This is a genomic window from Pollutimonas subterranea (genome assembly GCF_002849655.1).
Classification (GTDB): domain Bacteria; phylum Pseudomonadota; class Gammaproteobacteria; order Burkholderiales; family Burkholderiaceae_B; genus Pollutimonas; species Pollutimonas subterranea.
This window is the reverse complement of record NZ_PDNW01000029.1, coordinates 1-18395: the sequence shown is the minus strand read 5'-3', so window position 1 is coordinate 18395 and position 18395 is coordinate 1. Positions and strand designations below refer to the sequence as shown.

The window sequence follows — 18395 nt, the reverse complement described above, 5'->3', positions numbered from 1 at the left end:
GTATCTATTGACGAGGCAACTATAAATGAACGATACACCTGCCAACGGGAATCCTGGCGCCCTGCCTTTCACCGGCGAGCGCTACCTGCCTGAAGTGGGGGGCCTTATCGAACTGGAACACCTGCACCGCTACATATTGGCCAGCAAGCTTACTGCCAATAAAGTCGTGCTTGATATCGCATGCGGTGAAGGCTACGGAAGCGCGCTGTTGGCGAAGAACGCAAAGAACGTGACCGGTGTAGACATTGCGCCCGAGGCCGTATCGCATGCGACGGCGGCCTATCCGGCGGAAAACCTGAGTTTTTCGGTTGGATCCTGCGCGCAGATTCCGCTGGAAGACGCGAGCGTCGACGTCGTGGTCAGTTTCGAAACGATAGAACATCATGACGAGCATGAAGCCATGATGCGTGAGATCAAACGCGTTTTGAGACCCGATGGTGTCCTGATCATCTCCAGTCCCGACAAGCTGGAGTATTCGGACAAGCCCGGCTATCAGAATGAGTTCCACGTTAAGGAGCTTTACCGGGAAGAATTTACCGATCTGCTGGGTGTCCATTTCAAAAACCAGCATATCTATGGACAGCGTGTCGTCTCAGGCTCTGCCATCTTCTCGGAAAGCGCCGCAGCCGTCGCAGAGTTCTACAGCATAGGCGACGCCCAATACCAACCGGTAACCGGCGTCCCACATGCGCTTTACCTGATCGCGGTGGCATCAGACACCTCGTTGCCGGCCCTTGGCTGCGGCATTCTTGAAGCTATAAGCATGGAAGACCTGATCAAGGAATGGGCCGGCAAGGCCGTCGAACGCGAGGCTGAGGTCAAGGCCATTGAACAAGTCGTCGCCGCAAAAGATCAAGAAATTACTCTGAAAGATGCCAGCCTTGCCGAGAAAGACCGGGCAATTGGCGAGAAAGACGCATTGGTAGCTGAACTGACTTCAAAATCCTCGGGGTTGACCGAAGAACTGGTCGCAGCCCATGCATCGCTGGCGTCGGTAAAAAACCAGTTGGCGGAAGCAGAGCATAGCTATAGCAGCGTCGTCAACTCACGATCATGGCGTATGACGTCAGGATTGCGCCGCCTTGCCGACCTATTGCGCGGGCCGCGCAGCCACTGATCGTAATTAAGTACTCATCAAAATGACCAACGAGCGCAACAACAATCTATGACCCGTCTCAAAGCGTCCGTCATCATTCCGACCAAGAATCCCGGTGCCATTTTCAATCGGGTACTGGATGCGGTGTGTAAACAAGAAACAGATTTTCCCTATGATGTTTTGGTCATTGATTCAGGTTCCACGGATGGAACGATTCAGTACGTGCAAAACCATGCCGATGCGCGCGTAAGACTGCATCAGATCCTGCCAACCGAATTCGGCCATGGACGCACCCGCAATCTGGGCGTGTCATTGACGGAAGGTGAGTATGCCGTGCTTATCACCCATGACGCCTGTCCCGCCACCGAACACTGGCTAAGCAGCATGGTTGAATTGGCCGACCAGGACGAAAGAATAGCCGGCGTGTTCGGGAGGCATATTGCCTATCCCACAGCCAGTCCATTCACCATCCATGAATTGGAACAGCACTTCCTGGGCTTTGACCGCGACCCCATCGTGTCTCTTGATGACAAGCAACGCTACGCGGACGATCCCGGCTACCGCCAATTCCTGCACTTTTTCTCCGACAACAATGCCTTGGTCCGACGAACTGTGTGGCAAAGCATTCCGTATCCCGATGTCGACTTTGCCGAAGACCAGATATGGGCGCAAAAAATCATAGAGGCTGGATGGAAAAAGGGCTATTCGAAAGAAGGCAGCGTTTTCCATTCACACGACTATTCGCTGATAGAACGCCTGCAGCGCAGTTTTGATGAAAGCTACGCCTTTCTGCGCCTGTTCAACTACAAGCTATGCCCATCCTTGCGCATCATGTTGCGAACATGGCTGGCATTGAATGCCCGCGACTGGCGGTTTGCGCGTGAAAAAGGCCTGACCAAGACCTCGCCGATGATCGTACCCCGCGCATTCCTGGATAACCTGATGCGGCTGCTGGGTCATTACCTGGGCACCATCGGCGACACCCTGCCGCCCCGCCTGCGCACAAAATTGTCCCATGACCGACGCCTGCTGGACGGTTTGCGTAAAGGTTCAGAGTATAAGGAGGCGGCGTGAAGCTGCACGACGTAAAAAGACGGGCTAAAAACCTGGTCAAACACTTGCGGGACTACGGCCCAAGGTCGTCCTTGCGGCTTATCCGCCAAAAGCTCACCCAGTCGTATCAAACACACAGCTTTCTGAAAACCGACATCCTGGGCTTCTATGACTTCGTACGCTTGCCAGCGGCAGAGCCCAACCTTGCGGCGTGCACAGCGGAACAAAATACGATCAACTGGGTGATACCTGCATTCGGAAAAGGCTCTGGCGGGCACCTGAATATTTTCAGGTTTGTCGCCAATCTTGAAAAGCTGGGCTACGAATGCCGCATCGTCATCGTGGGTTCGCCCCAGCCCAGTTCGGCGCAGCAAGCTCGCCAGGAAATCAGCGACTGGTTTTTCCCCTTGAAGGCCGACGTGTATCTGGGTATGGATACGGCACCACCGGCCACCTACACCGTCGCCACGGAGTGGCGCACGGCATATTGGGTGCGCGCTTTTTCGGCAACCCGATATCGCTGCTACTTCGTACAGGATTTCGAGCCCTGGTTTTTTGCAACCGGATCCGAATACGTGTTCGCCGAAGAAACCTATCGCTTCGGTTTCATCGGCATCACTGCAGGGAACTGGCTGAAAGAAAAGCTCGCCAGCGAGTTCAACATGCAGACGTATTCGGTCAGTTTTTCCTACGACAAGGAGCGCTACAAGCCGATACCGCGTCGTCTGGGTCCCGATAATGTGCAACGCATTTTCTTCTACGCCCGCCCGCCCACCGCAAGACGGGCGTTCGAACTGGGCCTGATGGTATTGGACGAAGTCGTCAAACGCCGGCCCGCCGTACAGGTGGTATTTGCGGGGTGGGATGTTTCCAACTATGTCATCCCCTTCAAACATCTGAATGCAGGACTTCTTTCGCTGGATGAATTACCTGATTTGTACGGCCAATGCGATGCCGCATTGGTGCTTTCGCTATCGAACCTGTCGCTGCTGCCCCTGGAACTCATGGCCTGCGGAACGCCCGTCGTTAGCAACGATGCGCCGTGGACACGATGGCTGTTGAACAGCGAAAATGCCCGATTGGCCCCGACCACCGTGGCAGCCTTGGCTGATGCGCTGTGTGCCGTGCTGGATGATCCCGCTGAAACTGCACGCCTGCGCGCCGGCGGCTTCGCAACGGTAGAGCATACCGACTGGTCGGCCGAGGCAAGCAAAATGTCGGACATCCTCCGAAATATTGCCATCAACGATCAAACCAGTATGGATTCGCTGAATAGTAAGAAGGCCACAGCATGAACGCGCTCTCGGATTCCCGTTGCGTTGTGCTGGGCGGCGGCGGGTTCATAGGAACCAACTTGTGCCGTTCGCTAGTGGGCAAAGTTCACACACTCCGCGCATTTGGGCGCCGACAGTCTTTCCCCGATGCGCTGAAGGACGTGGACTGGATTCCGGGCGATTTCACGGATGCCTCTGCGGTGGCCGGAGCCTTGACGGGTTGCGACACGGTATTCCACCTGGTCACCGCCACCACACCGGCAAGCAGCAATGTTGATAAAGTCGGCGACGTACGGTCAAATGTCATCGCAACACTGCAACTGCTCGATGCCTGCAAGGAGCTTGGTGTAAAAAGGGTGATCTTCGTCTCTTCCGGCGGGACGATATACGGAATACCGGAAACGGTTCCAACCCCCGAAGATGCGCCGTTGAATCCCATCACCGCCTATGGAATCTCAAAGCTATCCATCGAAAAGTACCTGGCACTTTACGAGCACTTGTACGGCATTGAGTATCGGGTGCTGCGCGTGGCGAATCCTTACGGCCCCTATCAGACGGCGCTACGCAACCAGGGGGTGATCGCCGCGTTCGTTCATCGAGCACTGGGCCGCAAACCCATCGAAATTTGGGGCGACGGGACGGTCACGCGCGATTATGTATATATTGACGATGTTGTGGAAGCGCTTGAACTGGCCGCCGAACATTCAGGAAAGGAAAGAGTCTTCAATATCGGCAGCGGAGAAGGACGCAGCCTGAATGAAATCATCGCAAATCTGGAGCAGCAGCTTGGCCAGGCTCTGGAAGTGAACCGTCGAGAAGGCCGGGCTGTCGACGTTCCACGCAGTGTGCTCGATGTAAGCCGGGCTGCCGAAGACCTGGGCTGGCGCCCCAGAACCTGCTTTTCAGAAGGGCTGGCACATACACTGCGATGGTACAAGGGCCTGGGCCACCACCAGTCATAGATCACCATTTGCACGAAACCAGACCAGAGAACGAAAGTGAATAAAGAAATAGAAACAGGAGCGGGCAACAAGCTGCTTTCTCTCGTTGTTCCCTGCTACAACGAAGAAGAAGTCATAGACGAGACGATGAGGCGGCTCCGCTTGTTTTGCTCAGAGCTCCAAAATCTTGATGTGGAGCTAATCTTTGTCGACGATGGCAGCCGTGATAGTACGCGCGAGCTTCTGAAAAACTATGCAGCGCAGGATACCCGAATCCGGATCATCGGCTTCGCGCGGAATTTCGGCCATCAGGTCGCCGTCACCGCCGGCATCGATGCTGCCAATGGCGACGCTGTCGTATTGATCGATGCCGACCTCCAGGACCCACCAGAGGTGGTGCACCAAATGGTCGCCAAATGGCGTGAAGGATTCGATGTCGTTTATGGCACCCGCACTGAACGTCCCGGAGAATCCGCCTTCAAGCTGGCTACTGCGCGTGGTTTCTACAGGCTCCTCAATAAGCTCTCGGATGTTCCCATTCCCCTAGATACGGGCGACTTCCGCCTGATGAGCCGCCCAGTGGTCGACACCTTGTGCGCCATGCCGGAGCGCGATCGCTTCGTTCGCGGAATGGTGAGCTGGGTTGGCTTCAAGCAAACGGCCTTGCCCTACCGGCGGGCCGAACGGTTTGCAGGTGAAAGCAAATACCCCTTAAGAAAAATGCTCCGCTTTGCAACAGATGGCATCATCTCATTTTCGACCAAACCACTGCAATTATCCGTGGGCATGGGAATGATATCGGCCGCCCTTGCGTTAGCCGGCATCGCCTATGCCCTGGCGCTACGGATTTTCACCAATATGTGGGTGGAAGGCTGGACCGCCTTGATGATTGCCGTTCTATTCATCGGTGGCGTGCAACTGATCAGTATCGGCATACTCGGCGAATATATCGGCCGCATTTATAACGAAATCAAGAAAAGGCCGCTGTACGTTGTGCAGGAATACATCGGGTTTGCCAATGAAGGCCCCGCAATGTCCCGCAGCCCTGTCGTGGCACTGAAACAGCAATGAAGAAGATAATTCGGCTGATCGTCGGCGTGATATTAGCCGGGGTATTTCTATGGCTCATATTCAGGCACTTAAGCCTTGATGAGATCAAAGAAGCATTTTCCGAAGCAAACCTGTCATGGATAGGCTTGGCTGTCATCGTGTTCTTTATCGGATACGCATGCCGAATCGAGCGCTGGCGCCTCATGCTGATCCAGAACAATCCTGCGCTGCAATGGAGGCAATGCGCCGGGCCATTAATGGCAAGCGTGGCGGCGAACAACGTACTCCCGTTCAGGGCCGGGGATGTACTGAGGGCGTTTGGTTTTAATCGGCGGCTGGGCATCAATGCGGCCACATCATTTACGACGCTATTCGTTGAACGGCTGCTTGACCTTCTCATGGTTGTCTCTTTCCTGGGTCTGGCCCTGGCCTATTTTGGAATGGAATCGTCAGCATTTATCGGCGTGGGGGCCGGATTTCTGTTGGCGGCGGGCGCGGCCATCCTGTTCTTGCTGCTGTTCCCGGCTTTTTTCAAGCCTTTCGCTTACTGGCTGGGCCGCACGATTTCTTCATTTCTTCCCGGACTCGGGAAAAAAATGAACGACGAGTTCCATAAAGTCTTCACGGCTTTGGAACACACGTCCAGCGGCCACACCATGCCAAGGCTGGTTCTTTGGTCTGTACTTGCATGGCTGGCAGAGGGTTTCGTGTTCTGGCTCACCGCCATGTCGCTGCCATCCGTTGCGAACCATCTTGCCGCATGGCTGGCGCTACCCGTTGGAACGCTGGCCACCGTCATACCAGGCACCCCCGGTTACGTGGGCACGTTCGATTATTTCACGGCCAAGGCAATGACATCGCTCGGCAATCCCGCAGCGGCATCCACGGCCTATGCATTTTTGCTGCATGCCGTCCTGTGGCTTCCGCCCACGATTGCAGGAGGTGTGTACCTGCTTGTAAATCCAATCAAGAAACAAGAGAAAACCAAGGCGCTTTCACCATGAACCAGTTCAAGAACTCACACATCACGATCATCGGGGCCGGCTTCACGGGATTGACCGCGGCCTATGAACTGCTGAAAAAAGGCATAGCCGTTACCGTTCTCGAGGCTGAGCCCGAAATAGGCGGTCTTGCGGCAGCATTCGATGTCGGTGGTGAAAAACTGGACCGCTTTTACCATCACTGGTTCACCAATGACCTGGAAGTCATGGGCTTGATAGAAGAATTGGGCCTGACGCACAAGGTGGAGATCAGCCCGACAAATACCGGCGTTTATTACGCGAACAACTTCTTCAAGCTGTCCACGCCTTGGGACCTTCTTAACTTCACGCCGTTGAACTTTTTCGACCGCATCCGCCTCGGCCTGTTGGCATTACGCGCGCGTCGTGTCAAAGACTGGAGGAAGCTCGAAGGAAAGACGGCGCACGAATGGCTGAAAGAGCTGGGTGGCGAGAACGTCTATCGCGTCGTGTGGCAGCCGCTGTTAAAAGGCAAATTCGGGCCCTATGCCCAGGAAGTCTCCGCCGTCTGGTTCTGGAACAAGCTGAAACTGCGGGGGGGAAGCCGGGGCAAGGGGGGCGAGGAAAGGCTGGCTTACTTCAAAGGCGGTTTCGTGGCGCTGGCCGAAGCGCTGGCCGATAAGATCCGCGAAATGGGCGGCCGTATCGAGCTCAATACCTCGGTCCAGACCATAAGCAAGGTCGACGACACCTGGAAAATTGAAACCGGGAACGGCGTGTTCACGGCGGACCGGGTTATTGCCACAACCGCCCTGCCGCTGATCGCCGACATGATAGCCAGCTGGGCACCCGCGAAGTATGTCGCCGATTTAAGGCGCATTCAATATATTGGCAATGTCTGCCTGGTGCTTGAGCTGGATCGCCCGCTTTCCGACACCTACTGGCTGAATGTCAACGACCCCAGCTTTCCGTTCGTGGGCGTCATTGAACATACCAATTTCGAACGTCCCGAAACCTATGGCAATCGGCACATCGTCTATTTGTCCAAATACTTGCCCCACACCGACCACCTTTACGCCATGTCGGCGGATGAGTTCCTGGAATTCGCGCTGCCTTTCCTGAAAACCATGTTTCCCGATCTGGACCGCAGCTGGATACTGGCTCATCACTTATGGCGGGCGCGCTGGTCCCAGCCAGTTGTCGAGAAGCACTACAGCACGCTGATACCCGCCGAAGATGGTCCCTTGGAAGGCTTTCACATTTGCTCCATGGCGCAGATCTACCCCGAGGATCGTGGCACCAACTATGCCATTCGGGAAGGTCGACGCATAGGCGTAAGCCTCTCATCAAGAATCACGGATCATTCCAACAAATAAGCAGAGGCTTCACGTGCATAGGGAGAACAAGGATTCCGCTGTAAGGCAACGCTTGGCACTTTATGGTGCTGCCTTATTTGCCGCGATTGGACTTTCCGTTTTTCTGCTTCGCGCGAAAGCAGGGCTGTATTTGTTCGAGTTTGGTGACGAATCCGAAAAATTCGTTGCGGCGCAGATGATGCTGCACGGCATGACGTTGTATCGGGACATCTTTGCCCATCACGGTCCTGTTTCGTACATCATTGCCCACCTCTATGCGGCGCTGGTCAGTCCAACGGATTTTTCATACATACGCTGGGTAATGGTCATCCTGGCGCTGATGTCGGCCGCCTCGATCTACCTGTCTCCATCGCTGAAAAACACGCCGGCGCGCCTGTGGACGGTAGGTGTATTCCTGAGCCTGCTGTCCTCGATCTGGGTGCTACAGGGCATACACATGGTTCTGTACCACCAGATCGGTGGGTTTCTGTTGGTCGTCCCGGTTACACAGCTTTTTGTTCCCTTGCTTTTGGGCGATACGCCCAGGAAAGCCGGCGTCGTCTTTTCCGGCCTGGCCATCGTCATCAGCTGCTTTACGGCCTATTCGTTTGGGCCTACCTCGGTTCTATTGGTTCTAGCCTGCCTGATTCTGGTTTTCACCAGGACCGGTATGGCGGGCTTCCGGCGGTTTGCACTCTATTTCACCGCAGGGCTGGCCATAGGATTGCTACTGCTGCTGAGCTGGATGTCCGTTTTTTCCGACCTGAAGGGCTACCTTGTCTATCACTTCTATTTTAATCAGGCGGTCTATTCCCGATTCATCGACTTCAGCCTAGCTGACGTAAAAAACGTATTCAAGCTTTCTTTTACCCCGGCGACCACCATTCACTCATTCGTTCTGGTTGGTTTTGTGAGCTGGCTGTTTGTGCTTGCGTCGCGCTTTTTCCCCGCAGCAGATAATAAGCTTCGTTTCTGGGGATCGATGGCAATACTGATATTCGTGTTTGCGATCGCATTGGTGAACCCCCGTGGCGGTATCGGCATACACGATGCCGGCTTCGTTATCTTGAACATGTCGCTTTTTGCCTTGTCGGCCGCACTGTGCTTACAAAGCCCACGGTTCAGCACGCCCCGCGCCAGCGCTGCCCAGATAGTCATCGGTGCAATGGCTACGATTGTTGCTGTGCTTATTTTTGAGCAAGTCAGCCGACATGGTATTTCTTCACCTCATCAAACACCCAAGAATGAACTGCGGCAACACGTTGTCCGCATGCGGCCTGCAGACGCCCCGGTGTTTGAGTTTATTCGTTCGGTTTCGAAGCCTGAAGGCGATATGCTGGCCTTGATTTTCAACCCGGGCGTTTATATCAGATCTGACAGGCGCCCCGCCTCGGGACATTATTATTATCTTCCGTGGCAAGCCGCTTATAACAAAAACTCTGTTGGCGGGTACAAAATAGATATTTGCAAGGATATTGCCGAACGCCGTCCGTCGGTGATTTTCTTCGACGACTGGAAAGTACTGCAAACGTACCCGATAGACGAATACGAGCCCTGCGTCCCCGCTATCATCAAGGACAAATACACTGCCGTAGGAAATGGCAGCCAGCTTTATCTGCGTTCAGACCTTCTAACCGCTGACACAAAATCGCACCAAGCAGAAGACATGCGTCTACAGCCCAGCCCCCAACTGAGCACTGAACAGCCATTAAAACTATCCATGACTACGGGTCCTGCATCGCAAAAGGGCCTAAAGCGCATAGGCATCAGGTTTGGCACCTATGCGCAACAGAACGCCGGTGAAGCCGAATTAAGGCTGGTCCGCGCGGACGGCACCGAGTACCGGCAAATTTTTCCGTTATCCGATCTGGCCGACAACGCGTACAGGCACTTCGACCTAGATGGAAGCAGCTATGTTTCTGGGCAGATAATTGGCGTATCCGGAGGAGGTGTCAGCACGTGGGAAAGCCATGCGACAAACGGAGAAGTTCTAACTTGCCTGACCTACGAATATGCAGACGGAAAGCTTGGCTTTACATCTGGATGCCCGCTCTATTGACCGCCGCAGTGTGATGTGTCGGTACGGACTCGAACCACAAAATAGTGTCGCCAAGGATAGCAATTTGCAATTGTTTCGGATTGCAAGGTTACGAACGGCTTACGTTTTCAGCATTTCCAGCGCCTATACTCAAAGGGTCGTAATCCCAACGGCCTAGACCTTTGAACGTTTCGGAGTACTGAATATGGCGAACCCTACCTGGTTTAACAGAGACGAATATCTTTCCAGCAAGCTGATGCAGCTGCGCGCTTCCGGCGACACTTCCTATAACAATATTACTGCCCTGGCTTTGGCTATAGAAGAAGCCGGCATGACCCCATATAGCCATTTCGAGGCATTTGGCGCGATCGAACGCACAAGTCCTAATCAATATTTCAATGCCAATGAGTATCTGGCTGCCAAGGCCGAACAGATGAACGCCTTGCCGGGCAACACCCAAGCGTGGACAGCCGACACCGTGGCACAAGCCATTGCGGATGCAAATCTAAGCATATGGTCGCACTTCCAGATATTTGGAGGTCAAGAGGGTGTAAATCCATCAAATGCCTTTGACGTTGGCCAGTACTTCGATGCAAAACTTGTGCAGTTGCAGGCGGCTGAACCAGATCAAGGCTGGACACTCCAGCAAGTGAAAGACGCCTTTTCTGCAGGCGGCATTGATCCGATCACGCACTTTACCGCGTTCGGCGCATCCGAAGAACTGGTCGTCACGCCTGTGCCAGAGGCCGAAAAAGTGCCGACCGATGAAAGAGCCATCATTACCCTTACCACTGCAACAGGCGAAATCATTGATGGCACCGTGCTTAACGACACATTCAACGCTGTCCTCGGCACAAATTCCACGCTAAACGAGTCTGACAAGATCGACGGACTCGCCGGCGAAGATACATTGAATATCGTCGCCGATGGCGCAGTCGCGGTCCCACTGTCGGCCACCATCACCAACGTAGAAAAGATCAATTTCGCGAATACGGGTAGTGTCTCCGGCACCATACTGGCGGGCCAATTTGTTGGGGCGACGCAAATCACCCAGTCCGGCAACGCCGTGGCCATTTCGGGTGTCGCTGCTGAAACCACGGTCGGTTTCAGCAACTTGGCCATTAACGAGGTGGCTGTTGGATTCACGGGCACCCAAGGCTCTATCACTCTTGATGACGTAAGGTTTACCGGTTCGATCGTCATCAATGGCGCAGATTTAGAAACCTTGAACATTAGCGGCAACGTGACGGATTCCCTGCCCGACATCCCGACTGACAGAGATGTCCTAGACCTTGATGGCACTGCCGCAGCGTCTGTAACAACTATCAATCTTAATGTCACCTCCGGCACGACACTCTCTATGTCCACCGGCACCTTCGCCGGCCTTACTACGCTCGATGCAAGCGCGTCGACCGGCGGTATTGGCGGCTACATCACTGCTCCTGGGCTTGAGGCAATACTGACGGGATCGGGCAATGACTCTATCGGTCTTTCCGGTGGCAAGACAGACCTGACCATCAATCTTGGAGCCGGCGACGACCGCCTGACTGCCAGCGCGGCGAATTCCGGCAACACGATGACCTTGGGTGAGGGCAACGACGTTATTATCTTCAATAGTGCTGCCGGCGTCGACGGTTACCTTCGAAACGTCCTCGAAACAGACCCTACGGCATTAGAAGCCACTTTCGCCAGCCAAATCGTGTCCGTGACGGACTTTAACGGCACAGCAGACGTCCTTAGCTTTGTCGGAACCGCTGCTGGGCAATCTACGCTGAACGGTGCTGGCTATGAGCTGACTACCGAGCAGGTTACCAGTGTCGCTGCCGCGGAGAACCTCTTTGATGCTCTGGGGTTGGCTGCCACTGCCACCGGAATCAATAACTGGACTTCGTTCCAATATGACGGCAATACGTACATCCTTCAAAACGATGGTACGGAAGGCTTCAATGGCGGTCCCGGCGGAGCTATTGCGACCCGAGGCGACGGCGTCATTGAGTTGACCGGATTCATTGGCGAACTGACGGAAACCAACCTGGTACGAGGTGTGACCGACGTGGGCTAAACGACCACTGAAGTCGTCGCATTATCAGGGCCTGAACCAAGCTCATCGAGACTCGGTTCAGGCCCTGACACCTTCCAAGCCGAGGTGAGTTTTATGCGATCTGCAGCGCCTTGAGGATAGGCCAATTTTTCTCCGCGAACTCGGTCGCCCTGGCGGTCAATTCCGCCAAGTTCTCTTCCGCCGTCTCCAGCGTTTTGCCTTCCTTGACAATACGCTGGCCTTGCTCGGAAAGCACTTGCCACACCGATTGTGCCCATTCTGCCGGTTGCTTTTTACCCTGCTTGATTGCAAGCAAGGTAAGCGATCCATTGAGCACAGGATTGTCCTCGTGGTCTGATTCCGTCATTGTTCAGCCTGTTCACTTTTATGGAGCAGCAGCATGAACAAGGGCATTGAATACTGGTCAGAGCACTTGGCGGCAATCGCCGCCGAAGGCATTGAGACAAAAGCGTATGCCAGGCGCGAATCGCTATCGGTTTCGGCGCTTTATTACTGGCGCAAGCGCATCAAGGCGCAAACACATGGGCCCGTACGTCCGGCCGCTCCCGTCAATTGCATATCTTCAGCGTTCATGCCGGTACAGGTCAAGAGTGCCATGGCCAACGTCGTGCCGTGCTCAGTCGTGCTGGCTCCGGGCGTACGTCTGGAGCTCTCGCAACTGCCGACGCCAGAATGGTTGGCGGCGCTCGGCGTGGCCCTGAACCGCCAGGTACGCTAATGCATCCGGGCAGTCGTGTGAGTGCGGTGTACCTGTGCCGTGCACCGGTGGACTTTCGTAAGCAAATCGACGGTTTGGCGGCCTTGGTCGAGCAGGAATTGATCATGAATCCATTTGCCGATGCGTTGTATGTCTTTGTGAACCGCCAGCGCACGAAGATGAAGATTTTATACTGGCATCGCAACGGTTTCTGCCTGTGGCAAAAGCGTCTTGAACAGCAGCGCTTTGCCTGGCCAACTGCTGATAATGCCGCCACACTCAGCCTGACATTGCAGGAGCTGGAATGGCTCCTGGAAGGCTTCGACTTATGGGCAAATAAACCGCATAAAACCCTGAATTATCAGGCTGTTTCATAGGGGAATCGGGTAAAATAAGGGCATGCCGTTTCACGTTCTAAAGCCCTCCTGCGAACCGTTCAAGCCTGGCCTTCCTGTGCCGGAGTCGCACGCCGCTTTGCCCACTACGCAACGTGAATTGGAGGCGCTGCTGCGCACCGAACGCGCAGTGCTCGAGACCGAAATACACGCCACGATCCAGGGCGATATCGCTGCCCGAGTCGAGGCTGAGGTGGCTCGGCGGGTCGAGCTTGAGGTGGACCGCCAAGTTGAGGCTGAGGTGGCCAGGCGGGTGACCGCTGAAGTCGATCGCCGGGTCGCTATCGAAGTGGCCTTGCAAGTGCAAAAGCTTCTCGAGGAGATCCGGCTGGCCCGCCACAAGATGTTTGCGGCCAGCAGTGAAGCACACGTGGGTCAGGGGTCGTTATTTAACGAAGTCGAGGCGCTCGTTGGCGCCGACGGTGATCAGGACGAGGGCGATGATCAGCCGGGCACGGCATCCCGTCCCGCGGCTCGCGGCAAACGCCGCCCCTTGCCGCCCGAACTGCCGCGCGTGGAGGTCGTCCTGGACGTGCCGGAATCAGAGCGCCTGTGCGCCTGCGGCCAACACATGGTCAAGATTGGCGAAGAAGTCAGCGAACAGCTGAACATCATTCCCATGCGCATCGAGGTGCTGCGCACGGTGCGACCGCGCTATGCGTGTCCGGGCGGCGATACGGCGCCCGTGATCGCGCCTGTGGCGCCCACGGCGCTGCCGCGCAGCAACTTTAGCGCCGGTTTCCTGGCCATGCTGCTGACGGTGAAATACGTCGATGGCTTGCCGCTGAATCGCTTTACCCGCGTACTCGAGCGCAGCGGCGTGGAGATCCCGCGCCAGAGCCTGGCCCGCTCGGTGATCAACGTGTCCAAGGTGCTGCAACCCTTGCACAACCTGGCGCGCGACGCCTTGCTGGACTCGGGGGTCATCCATATGGATGAAACCACCGTTCAGGTGCTCAAGGAACCCGATAAAGCGCCCACCTCGCAAAGCTACATGTGGGTGCAACGCGGCGGACCGCCGGGCAAGCCCGTGATTCTGTACGACTATGATCCGAGCCGCTCGGGGCAGGTGCCGTTGCGCCTGCTTGAAGGCTGGCAAGGGTATCTCATGACCGACGGCTACGAAGGTTATAACGCACTGGTGCGCACGGGTGGGATCGAGCATCTGATTTGCGCCGCCCACGCCCGCCGTAAATTCGTCGAGGCCAAACGGGCTCAGACCAAAGGCAAGAGAGGTCGTGCCGACCAAGCCATCGACTACTTTGCTCGCCTGTACCGTATCGAGCGCGAGTTCAAAGACGCCACCGACGAGCAGCGCCTGCACGCACGGCAAACGCGCAGCCTGCCGGTGCTGGCCGCCTTGCGCGAGTGGCTGGATGCGGCCCTGGCGGTGGTGGCCCCCAAAACAAAACTGGGCGAAGCGCTGGCGTACCTGAATAAATACTGGTCGCGCCTGGTGCGCTATACCGAGCGCGGCGATCTGCCAATCGATAATAACAGCGCCGAGAATTGCATCCGTCCCTTTGTGATTGGAAGGAAAGGATGGATGTTCGCGGACACGCCGGGCGGCGCCCACGCTAGTGCAGTCGTCTATTCGTTGGTGGAAACGGCCAAGGCGAACGGCCACGAGCCCTACACCTGGCTCAAGCATGTGCTGGAACGGTTGCCGCTGGCAAAAACAGTTGAAGACATTGAAGCCTTGCTTCCATGGAATGTAGATATCCAACAGGTTGCCATGGACCTCGTTGCCTGAAAACCCTGTGCATGCTGGATCGCTTACCAAGCAAGAATAGCTGTTGAAACCGATTCACGGCAATCCCGCCGCCTGTCACCGGGCTGGCAAGCGTCTCAATCTCATTGCCGAACATAGCGCGCTCGCACAGGTGACGGTTTAGTGCCTGGCAGCGGGCACGTACTTGTTTTTCTGCTGCTTCAGGCTGGCATGGTGCCGTATTTCCCATCCCGACCAGGACGGCCAAAGCTTGTTGCATGGCAGGGTATTGCGTATCGGGTACAGCCGCCATTAGCTGGCAGCGTCTTGGGTGCGTAGTCCTTGACGGCCAAGGCAGCAATTAGCGGCTTATACACCGCTTCCTGTAAGGTGGCTTCGCCCGCAGCGCCCGCAACTTTGAGCGGCACGGATTCGGCCGGCTGGGTCAATGCAAACCGCGTATTCAGCAGACGTTCCCGCTGCTCAATGGGAGTAAGCCGCACAGCACCACGCACATAAAGATCTTTACGAAACTGCTGGTTTACAAAATAATCGCGAGCCTGCTCACGCAAGATGGGATGATCAATCGTGTTGAGAAAGTCCAAGCCTTCAGCCGCGATGTTAACGGCATCCACCGCATCAAGCGGCACCGCCGTCGTCACGTAGTCCAGCTTGGCATGCGTGAGCGCATCGACAACGTCTGTGAAATACATGCAGTTCCACTCACGATTTAAATACTCATGCGCTAGGTAATTGCGATTCTGGCCCATGATTGATTTCAACTTCTCACCCAATTGCGGCACAGCCTTGGAATAGTTCGGATTTGCGGCCAGCAACGCTTCGGAAAACTTAAGCGCTGCATCCACTCGCTCGGAGGCACCATTAGGCACAGAAGCAAAGCGGTCATGCAGAGCAAAAAGCTGACGCAAGGGGTAAGCCGGCGACCAGCCCGGGAAGCAGTTGTAGCTATTGTAGAAGACGCCACCCGGTTTCAAATGACATCGGGCAAACTCGGCGATATTTTTGTGATTTTCGAGACTAACCCATGTCCAGATACCATGCAGGCTGATGCTATCGAATTGGGGCAAATCTGTACGGTTTAATAATTGCTCAAAGCTGTCGTCATAAAGCCGAGCGTCGGTACCAGCGGCTGCCGCCAGCTTATTCGCATGTGCGGCGTGTGATGGATTGAAGTCGGTGGCAACAAAGTGCCCGGGGTTGGCCGCCGCGTGGATATTAACCGATACCCCTTGGCCGAATCCCATTTCGCAATGGTTCGCGGTGCCGCCTTCCGGAGCCGCATAGCCGCGCAGCAACAGACAAAAGCGCTGGAATACCGGATTGATCTCTCGGTAGTAGCCGTAGGTGTAGCCCACATCGGTGAAATAGCCTTCGTTCCAGTCGCCGCTCATAATGCTCGATCCTTCCGGTTAAATTTGATAAGGGATTTTTCTTGGAGCATCAGTTTAGGCGTATCCCACGTGCAAAGAAGCGCGTCTTATAGAAATGTCGGCGGCGGCCTCCAATTTCCGTATGTTCCACAGCACACATTTTCTCACCTGCTAGGCTGAACTATCGCACCGTTGATATGTCGAAAATACATATTTACAAATTACTGCCTCTTCTTTAATACGCGTTTCCCAGATGCATCCAGCCAAGCTCATTAGCACCGGTCCGGACGGCTATTCGGCTATTCGAGGGGCATACTCACGCGCCCTTCCACGCAGCAGGCCAAGCAGACCAACCAACTGCTACCACATCACTGGCAAACGCTTCGCCGCAAACGACGACGCCCGCTTCATGCGGGCGTGACGCCACGGGACGTTGGGCCTCCCCGGGGGCACTTGAGGTCGTTGCACTAGCCGAACTCAAAAAAGGCCTAGATCCGGTTGACTACCGAACCCAGGCCTTCAGCTTTAGCCGTTAACTTCTTAAGTTAATCCGCATCCGACGAGCTCTTCGTTTTACTTAAGCTTTCCATTCCATTTGCGCTGAAACTCAGCAGCTAACCGGCTGCATTCGACAGCGCTACAGAACACGGGGAGGGATCAACGTGGCCGTAGCGTACCTTATTCCTTGGAATTAGGCGATGAAATCGCCTGCAACCAAAGTAGTTGAGCTTGTACCAATAAGCTGAATTACCGCGTCAGCGGAAGCATCGAAGATGCCTACAGCATCGTTGATTACCAAATAGGTTCCAGCTCCGGTGCCAGTGATTGTCACAACAGCAGCGCCACTAGCGATCATTGCACCACCAGCAGTTATCGCGGCGCCGATGTCAGTACCAAGATTTCCGGTACCAGCAGCGGTATAAGTTGCGCCTTGCTTCAAGCCACCCGTAGTTGCAACCGCAGCAGCAATAGTTCCCCCAACCTTGAAGTCGTCCACACCACTGACGAAGTCCGTAATCGAGTCGCCACCAGTAACCGCTGCGGCACCGACTAGCGAGTCGACCAATGTGGTGAATACGAATACGTCAGCATCTGCACCGCCAGTGAGGGTATCGGCACCGAGGCCACCAGTAATGGTATCTTTACCAGCGTTACCGATGATGATGTCGTTGCCGGCCAATCCGGACAAAATATCATCGCCCGCGCCGCCAGTTAGCTTGTCCGCTTGCGCTGAACCCGTTAGAGTGTTGACCTTCGCTGACGCAGTACCGATGATGTCTACCCCGTTAGTAGTGGCCGCCGTTGCATTGATTGTGACAGTGCCAGTCGCAGCAGAAGCGTCGATCTTGGTATTCACGTTCAATGCGAGTGCGCCCGTGGTCACAATAAAATCACCGGCGCCGGACAGGTTCATATTGGTCAGGGCAGTCGCGCCCGTCAACAATGTCACCGTAGCATTATCCACCGCATTGATGTTGATTGTTTCAACGCCAGCAGCATTGATGTTGCCGAGTGCGATCGTGGATTTTGCGGCAACTTCATCGCTCACGGTTAGCGCGATCGTGTCCAGTTGGCCGACATTTGTCGCACCGATTACATTTATCGTAGGGGTAGCGCCACCGTTGACAACGATATTACCTGCCAATGCTGCAGACACTTTATCGAGGGTGGTAGTACCTTGTGTGATAATTTTCGTAACACTGGCAAACGTCGAAAGATCCAGATTCACACCGTTCGAGGCGACTTCTTCGAAGTTAACGAAGCGAGCGGCCTTGGCTGCAGAGTCAACGTCTGTCGCTACTGCGACGATCAAGCGGTCAGCTCCCGCTCCACCGTCGATCGAGCCAGCTGCACCTGTGACGGCTGCTGTTGTTACTGCGTCGGCACCAGCACCACCCTTGAAAGAAGTAACGCCCGTAGTCAGCGTAGCGGTCAGCCCACCTGCGTTAAGACCAGAGGCGTCAACGGTTGTGATATCGGAATCGAGTATACCGACATTTATTTTGGCAGCCGCGCCTTTGACGATCAGGCTAGAAGATGCGGCCGTCGTAGCGATAGAAGCTGCAGTGAGGTTGGCATCAGCGTTAATCGTTATGGTTTTGGAAGCCAGCAGGTCAATCACAGCCGTGGTGTTTGCTTTGCCAGTCGAATTAATCGTGGAGGCAACAATCCCCGCACCAACCAAAGTAACGTTCCCCAGCGTTGCGCCTGAAAGATTCGTCACGGCGTTTGTCGCTGCTGCAACGCGGTGTTTGTCAACAATGATGTCCGCTTTTTCATGCAACGAGCTTCATGGTTTCCGGTAGTTCTTTATTGACCTTATCCGGGTTGAGCCAGACCTGGTCTATGCGCTTCCAGTTGCGCACGGTACGA

At 55.2% G+C, this 18395-nt stretch carries 15 protein-coding genes; 12 read left to right on the top strand and 3 right to left on the bottom strand.

The window, feature by feature from the left end; all coding sequences use genetic code 11:
- Positions 1 to 25: 25 nt before the first annotated feature.
- The 9 genes from CR159_RS20255 to CR159_RS20215 all read left to right on the top strand — a co-directional run bounded on the left by CR159_RS20255 (position 26) and on the right by CR159_RS20215 (position 11828).
- Complete coding sequence (locus tag CR159_RS20255; RefSeq protein ID WP_102075758.1) at positions 26 to 1117, top strand: methyltransferase domain-containing protein; 1092 nt, start codon at positions 26 to 28, stop codon at positions 1115 to 1117.
- A gap of 48 nt (positions 1118 to 1165) precedes the next feature.
- Positions 1166 to 2170: a glycosyltransferase family 2 protein gene (locus CR159_RS20250; RefSeq protein ID WP_102075757.1), complete on the top strand. Its 1005-nt coding sequence runs from the start codon at positions 1166 to 1168 to the stop codon at positions 2168 to 2170.
- Positions 2167 to 3444: a rhamnosyltransferase WsaF family glycosyltransferase gene (locus CR159_RS20245; protein WP_102075756.1), complete on the top strand. Its 1278-nt coding sequence runs from the start codon at positions 2167 to 2169 to the stop codon at positions 3442 to 3444. The genes CR159_RS20250 and CR159_RS20245 overlap by 4 nt, the downstream gene beginning before the upstream one ends.
- Entirely contained in the window at positions 3441 to 4385 is a 945-nt protein-coding gene (locus CR159_RS20240; RefSeq protein WP_102075755.1) for an NAD-dependent epimerase/dehydratase family protein, read from the top strand. The genes CR159_RS20245 and CR159_RS20240 overlap by 4 nt, the downstream gene beginning before the upstream one ends.
- Positions 4386 to 4421: 36 nt before the next feature.
- Entirely contained in the window at positions 4422 to 5435 is a 1014-nt protein-coding gene (locus CR159_RS20235) for a glycosyltransferase family 2 protein (protein ID WP_102075754.1), read from the top strand.
- On the top strand, positions 5432 to 6418 hold the full coding sequence (locus tag CR159_RS20230) for a lysylphosphatidylglycerol synthase transmembrane domain-containing protein (protein WP_102075753.1): 987 nt from the start codon (positions 5432 to 5434) through the stop codon (positions 6416 to 6418). The genes CR159_RS20235 and CR159_RS20230 overlap by 4 nt, the downstream gene beginning before the upstream one ends.
- Positions 6415 to 7749 carry an NAD(P)/FAD-dependent oxidoreductase gene (locus tag CR159_RS20225; protein ID WP_102075752.1) on the top strand — a complete coding sequence of 445 codons (1335 nt, stop codon included), beginning with the start codon at positions 6415 to 6417 and terminating at the stop codon, positions 7747 to 7749. The genes CR159_RS20230 and CR159_RS20225 overlap by 4 nt, the downstream gene beginning before the upstream one ends.
- A gap of 130 nt (positions 7750 to 7879) precedes the next feature.
- Entirely contained in the window at positions 7880 to 9787 is a 1908-nt protein-coding gene (locus tag CR159_RS20220; protein WP_143705491.1) for a DUF2339 domain-containing protein, read from the top strand.
- Between the two features lie 184 nt (positions 9788 to 9971).
- Complete coding sequence (locus CR159_RS20215; protein WP_102075750.1) at positions 9972 to 11828, top strand: bluetail domain-containing putative surface protein; 1857 nt, start codon at positions 9972 to 9974, stop codon at positions 11826 to 11828.
- Between the two features lie 91 nt (positions 11829 to 11919).
- On the opposite strand, the gene CR159_RS20210 is transcribed toward CR159_RS20215, so the two are convergent.
- The gene (locus tag CR159_RS20210) at positions 11920 to 12174 is read right to left on the bottom strand and encodes a hypothetical protein (RefSeq protein WP_102075749.1); all 255 of its coding nucleotides are present in this window, start codon (positions 12172 to 12174) and stop codon (positions 11920 to 11922) included.
- A gap of 33 nt (positions 12175 to 12207) precedes the next feature.
- Between CR159_RS20210 and tnpA the strand changes: the two genes are divergently transcribed.
- Genes tnpA through tnpC form a run of 3 tightly spaced genes read left to right on the top strand, consistent with a single transcriptional unit; the run spans position 12208 to position 14673 of the window.
- Positions 12208 to 12546, top strand: coding sequence for an IS66 family insertion sequence element accessory protein TnpA (tnpA, locus tag CR159_RS20205; protein ID WP_102075748.1), 339 nt, complete (start codon positions 12208 to 12210; stop codon positions 12544 to 12546).
- Positions 12546 to 12902, top strand: a complete 357-nt coding sequence (tnpB, locus tag CR159_RS20200; protein ID WP_102075747.1) for an IS66 family insertion sequence element accessory protein TnpB — start codon at positions 12546 to 12548, stop codon at positions 12900 to 12902. The genes tnpA and tnpB overlap by 1 nt, the downstream gene beginning before the upstream one ends.
- A 22-nt stretch (positions 12903 to 12924) precedes the next feature.
- On the top strand, positions 12925 to 14673 hold the full coding sequence (tnpC, locus tag CR159_RS20195; RefSeq protein ID WP_102075746.1) for an IS66 family transposase: 1749 nt from the start codon (positions 12925 to 12927) through the stop codon (positions 14671 to 14673).
- Between the two features lie 179 nt (positions 14674 to 14852).
- Here the strand turns inward: tnpC and CR159_RS20190 are convergent, their stop codons facing one another.
- On the bottom strand, positions 14853 to 16043 hold the full coding sequence (locus tag CR159_RS20190; protein WP_199173379.1) for a methyltransferase regulatory domain-containing protein: 1191 nt from the start codon (positions 16041 to 16043) through the stop codon (positions 14853 to 14855).
- 670 nt (positions 16044 to 16713) lie between these two features.
- Complete coding sequence (locus CR159_RS20185; protein ID WP_102075745.1) at positions 16714 to 18306, bottom strand: beta strand repeat-containing protein; 1593 nt, start codon at positions 18304 to 18306, stop codon at positions 16714 to 16716.
- Positions 18307 to 18395: the final 89 nt, after the last annotated feature.

Bases quoted from the DNA above. Each gene is read 5' to 3' on its own strand.
- tnpC (WP_102075746.1), top strand. From the start codon at position 12,925: ATGCCGTTTCACGTTCTAAAGCCCTCCTGCGAACCGTTCAAGCCTGGC.
- CR159_RS20255 (WP_102075758.1), top strand. From the start codon at position 26: ATGAACGATACACCTGCCAACGGGAATCCTGGCGCCCTGCCTTTCACC.
- CR159_RS20225 (WP_102075752.1), top strand. From the start codon at position 6,415: ATGAACCAGTTCAAGAACTCACACATCACGATCATCGGGGCCGGCTTC.
- CR159_RS20215 (WP_102075750.1), top strand. From the start codon at position 9,972: ATGGCGAACCCTACCTGGTTTAACAGAGACGAATATCTTTCCAGCAAG.
- tnpB (WP_102075747.1), top strand. From the start codon at position 12,546: ATGCATCCGGGCAGTCGTGTGAGTGCGGTGTACCTGTGCCGTGCACCG.
- CR159_RS20250 (WP_102075757.1), top strand. From the start codon at position 1,166: ATGACCCGTCTCAAAGCGTCCGTCATCATTCCGACCAAGAATCCCGGT.
- CR159_RS20230 (WP_102075753.1), top strand. From the start codon at position 5,432: ATGAAGAAGATAATTCGGCTGATCGTCGGCGTGATATTAGCCGGGGTA.
- tnpA (WP_102075748.1), top strand. From the start codon at position 12,208: ATGAACAAGGGCATTGAATACTGGTCAGAGCACTTGGCGGCAATCGCC.
- CR159_RS20240 (WP_102075755.1), top strand. From the start codon at position 3,441: ATGAACGCGCTCTCGGATTCCCGTTGCGTTGTGCTGGGCGGCGGCGGG.
- CR159_RS20190 (WP_199173379.1), bottom strand. From the start codon at position 16,043: ATGAGCGGCGACTGGAACGAAGGCTATTTCACCGATGTGGGCTACACC.
- CR159_RS20210 (WP_102075749.1), bottom strand. From the start codon at position 12,174: ATGACGGAATCAGACCACGAGGACAATCCTGTGCTCAATGGATCGCTT.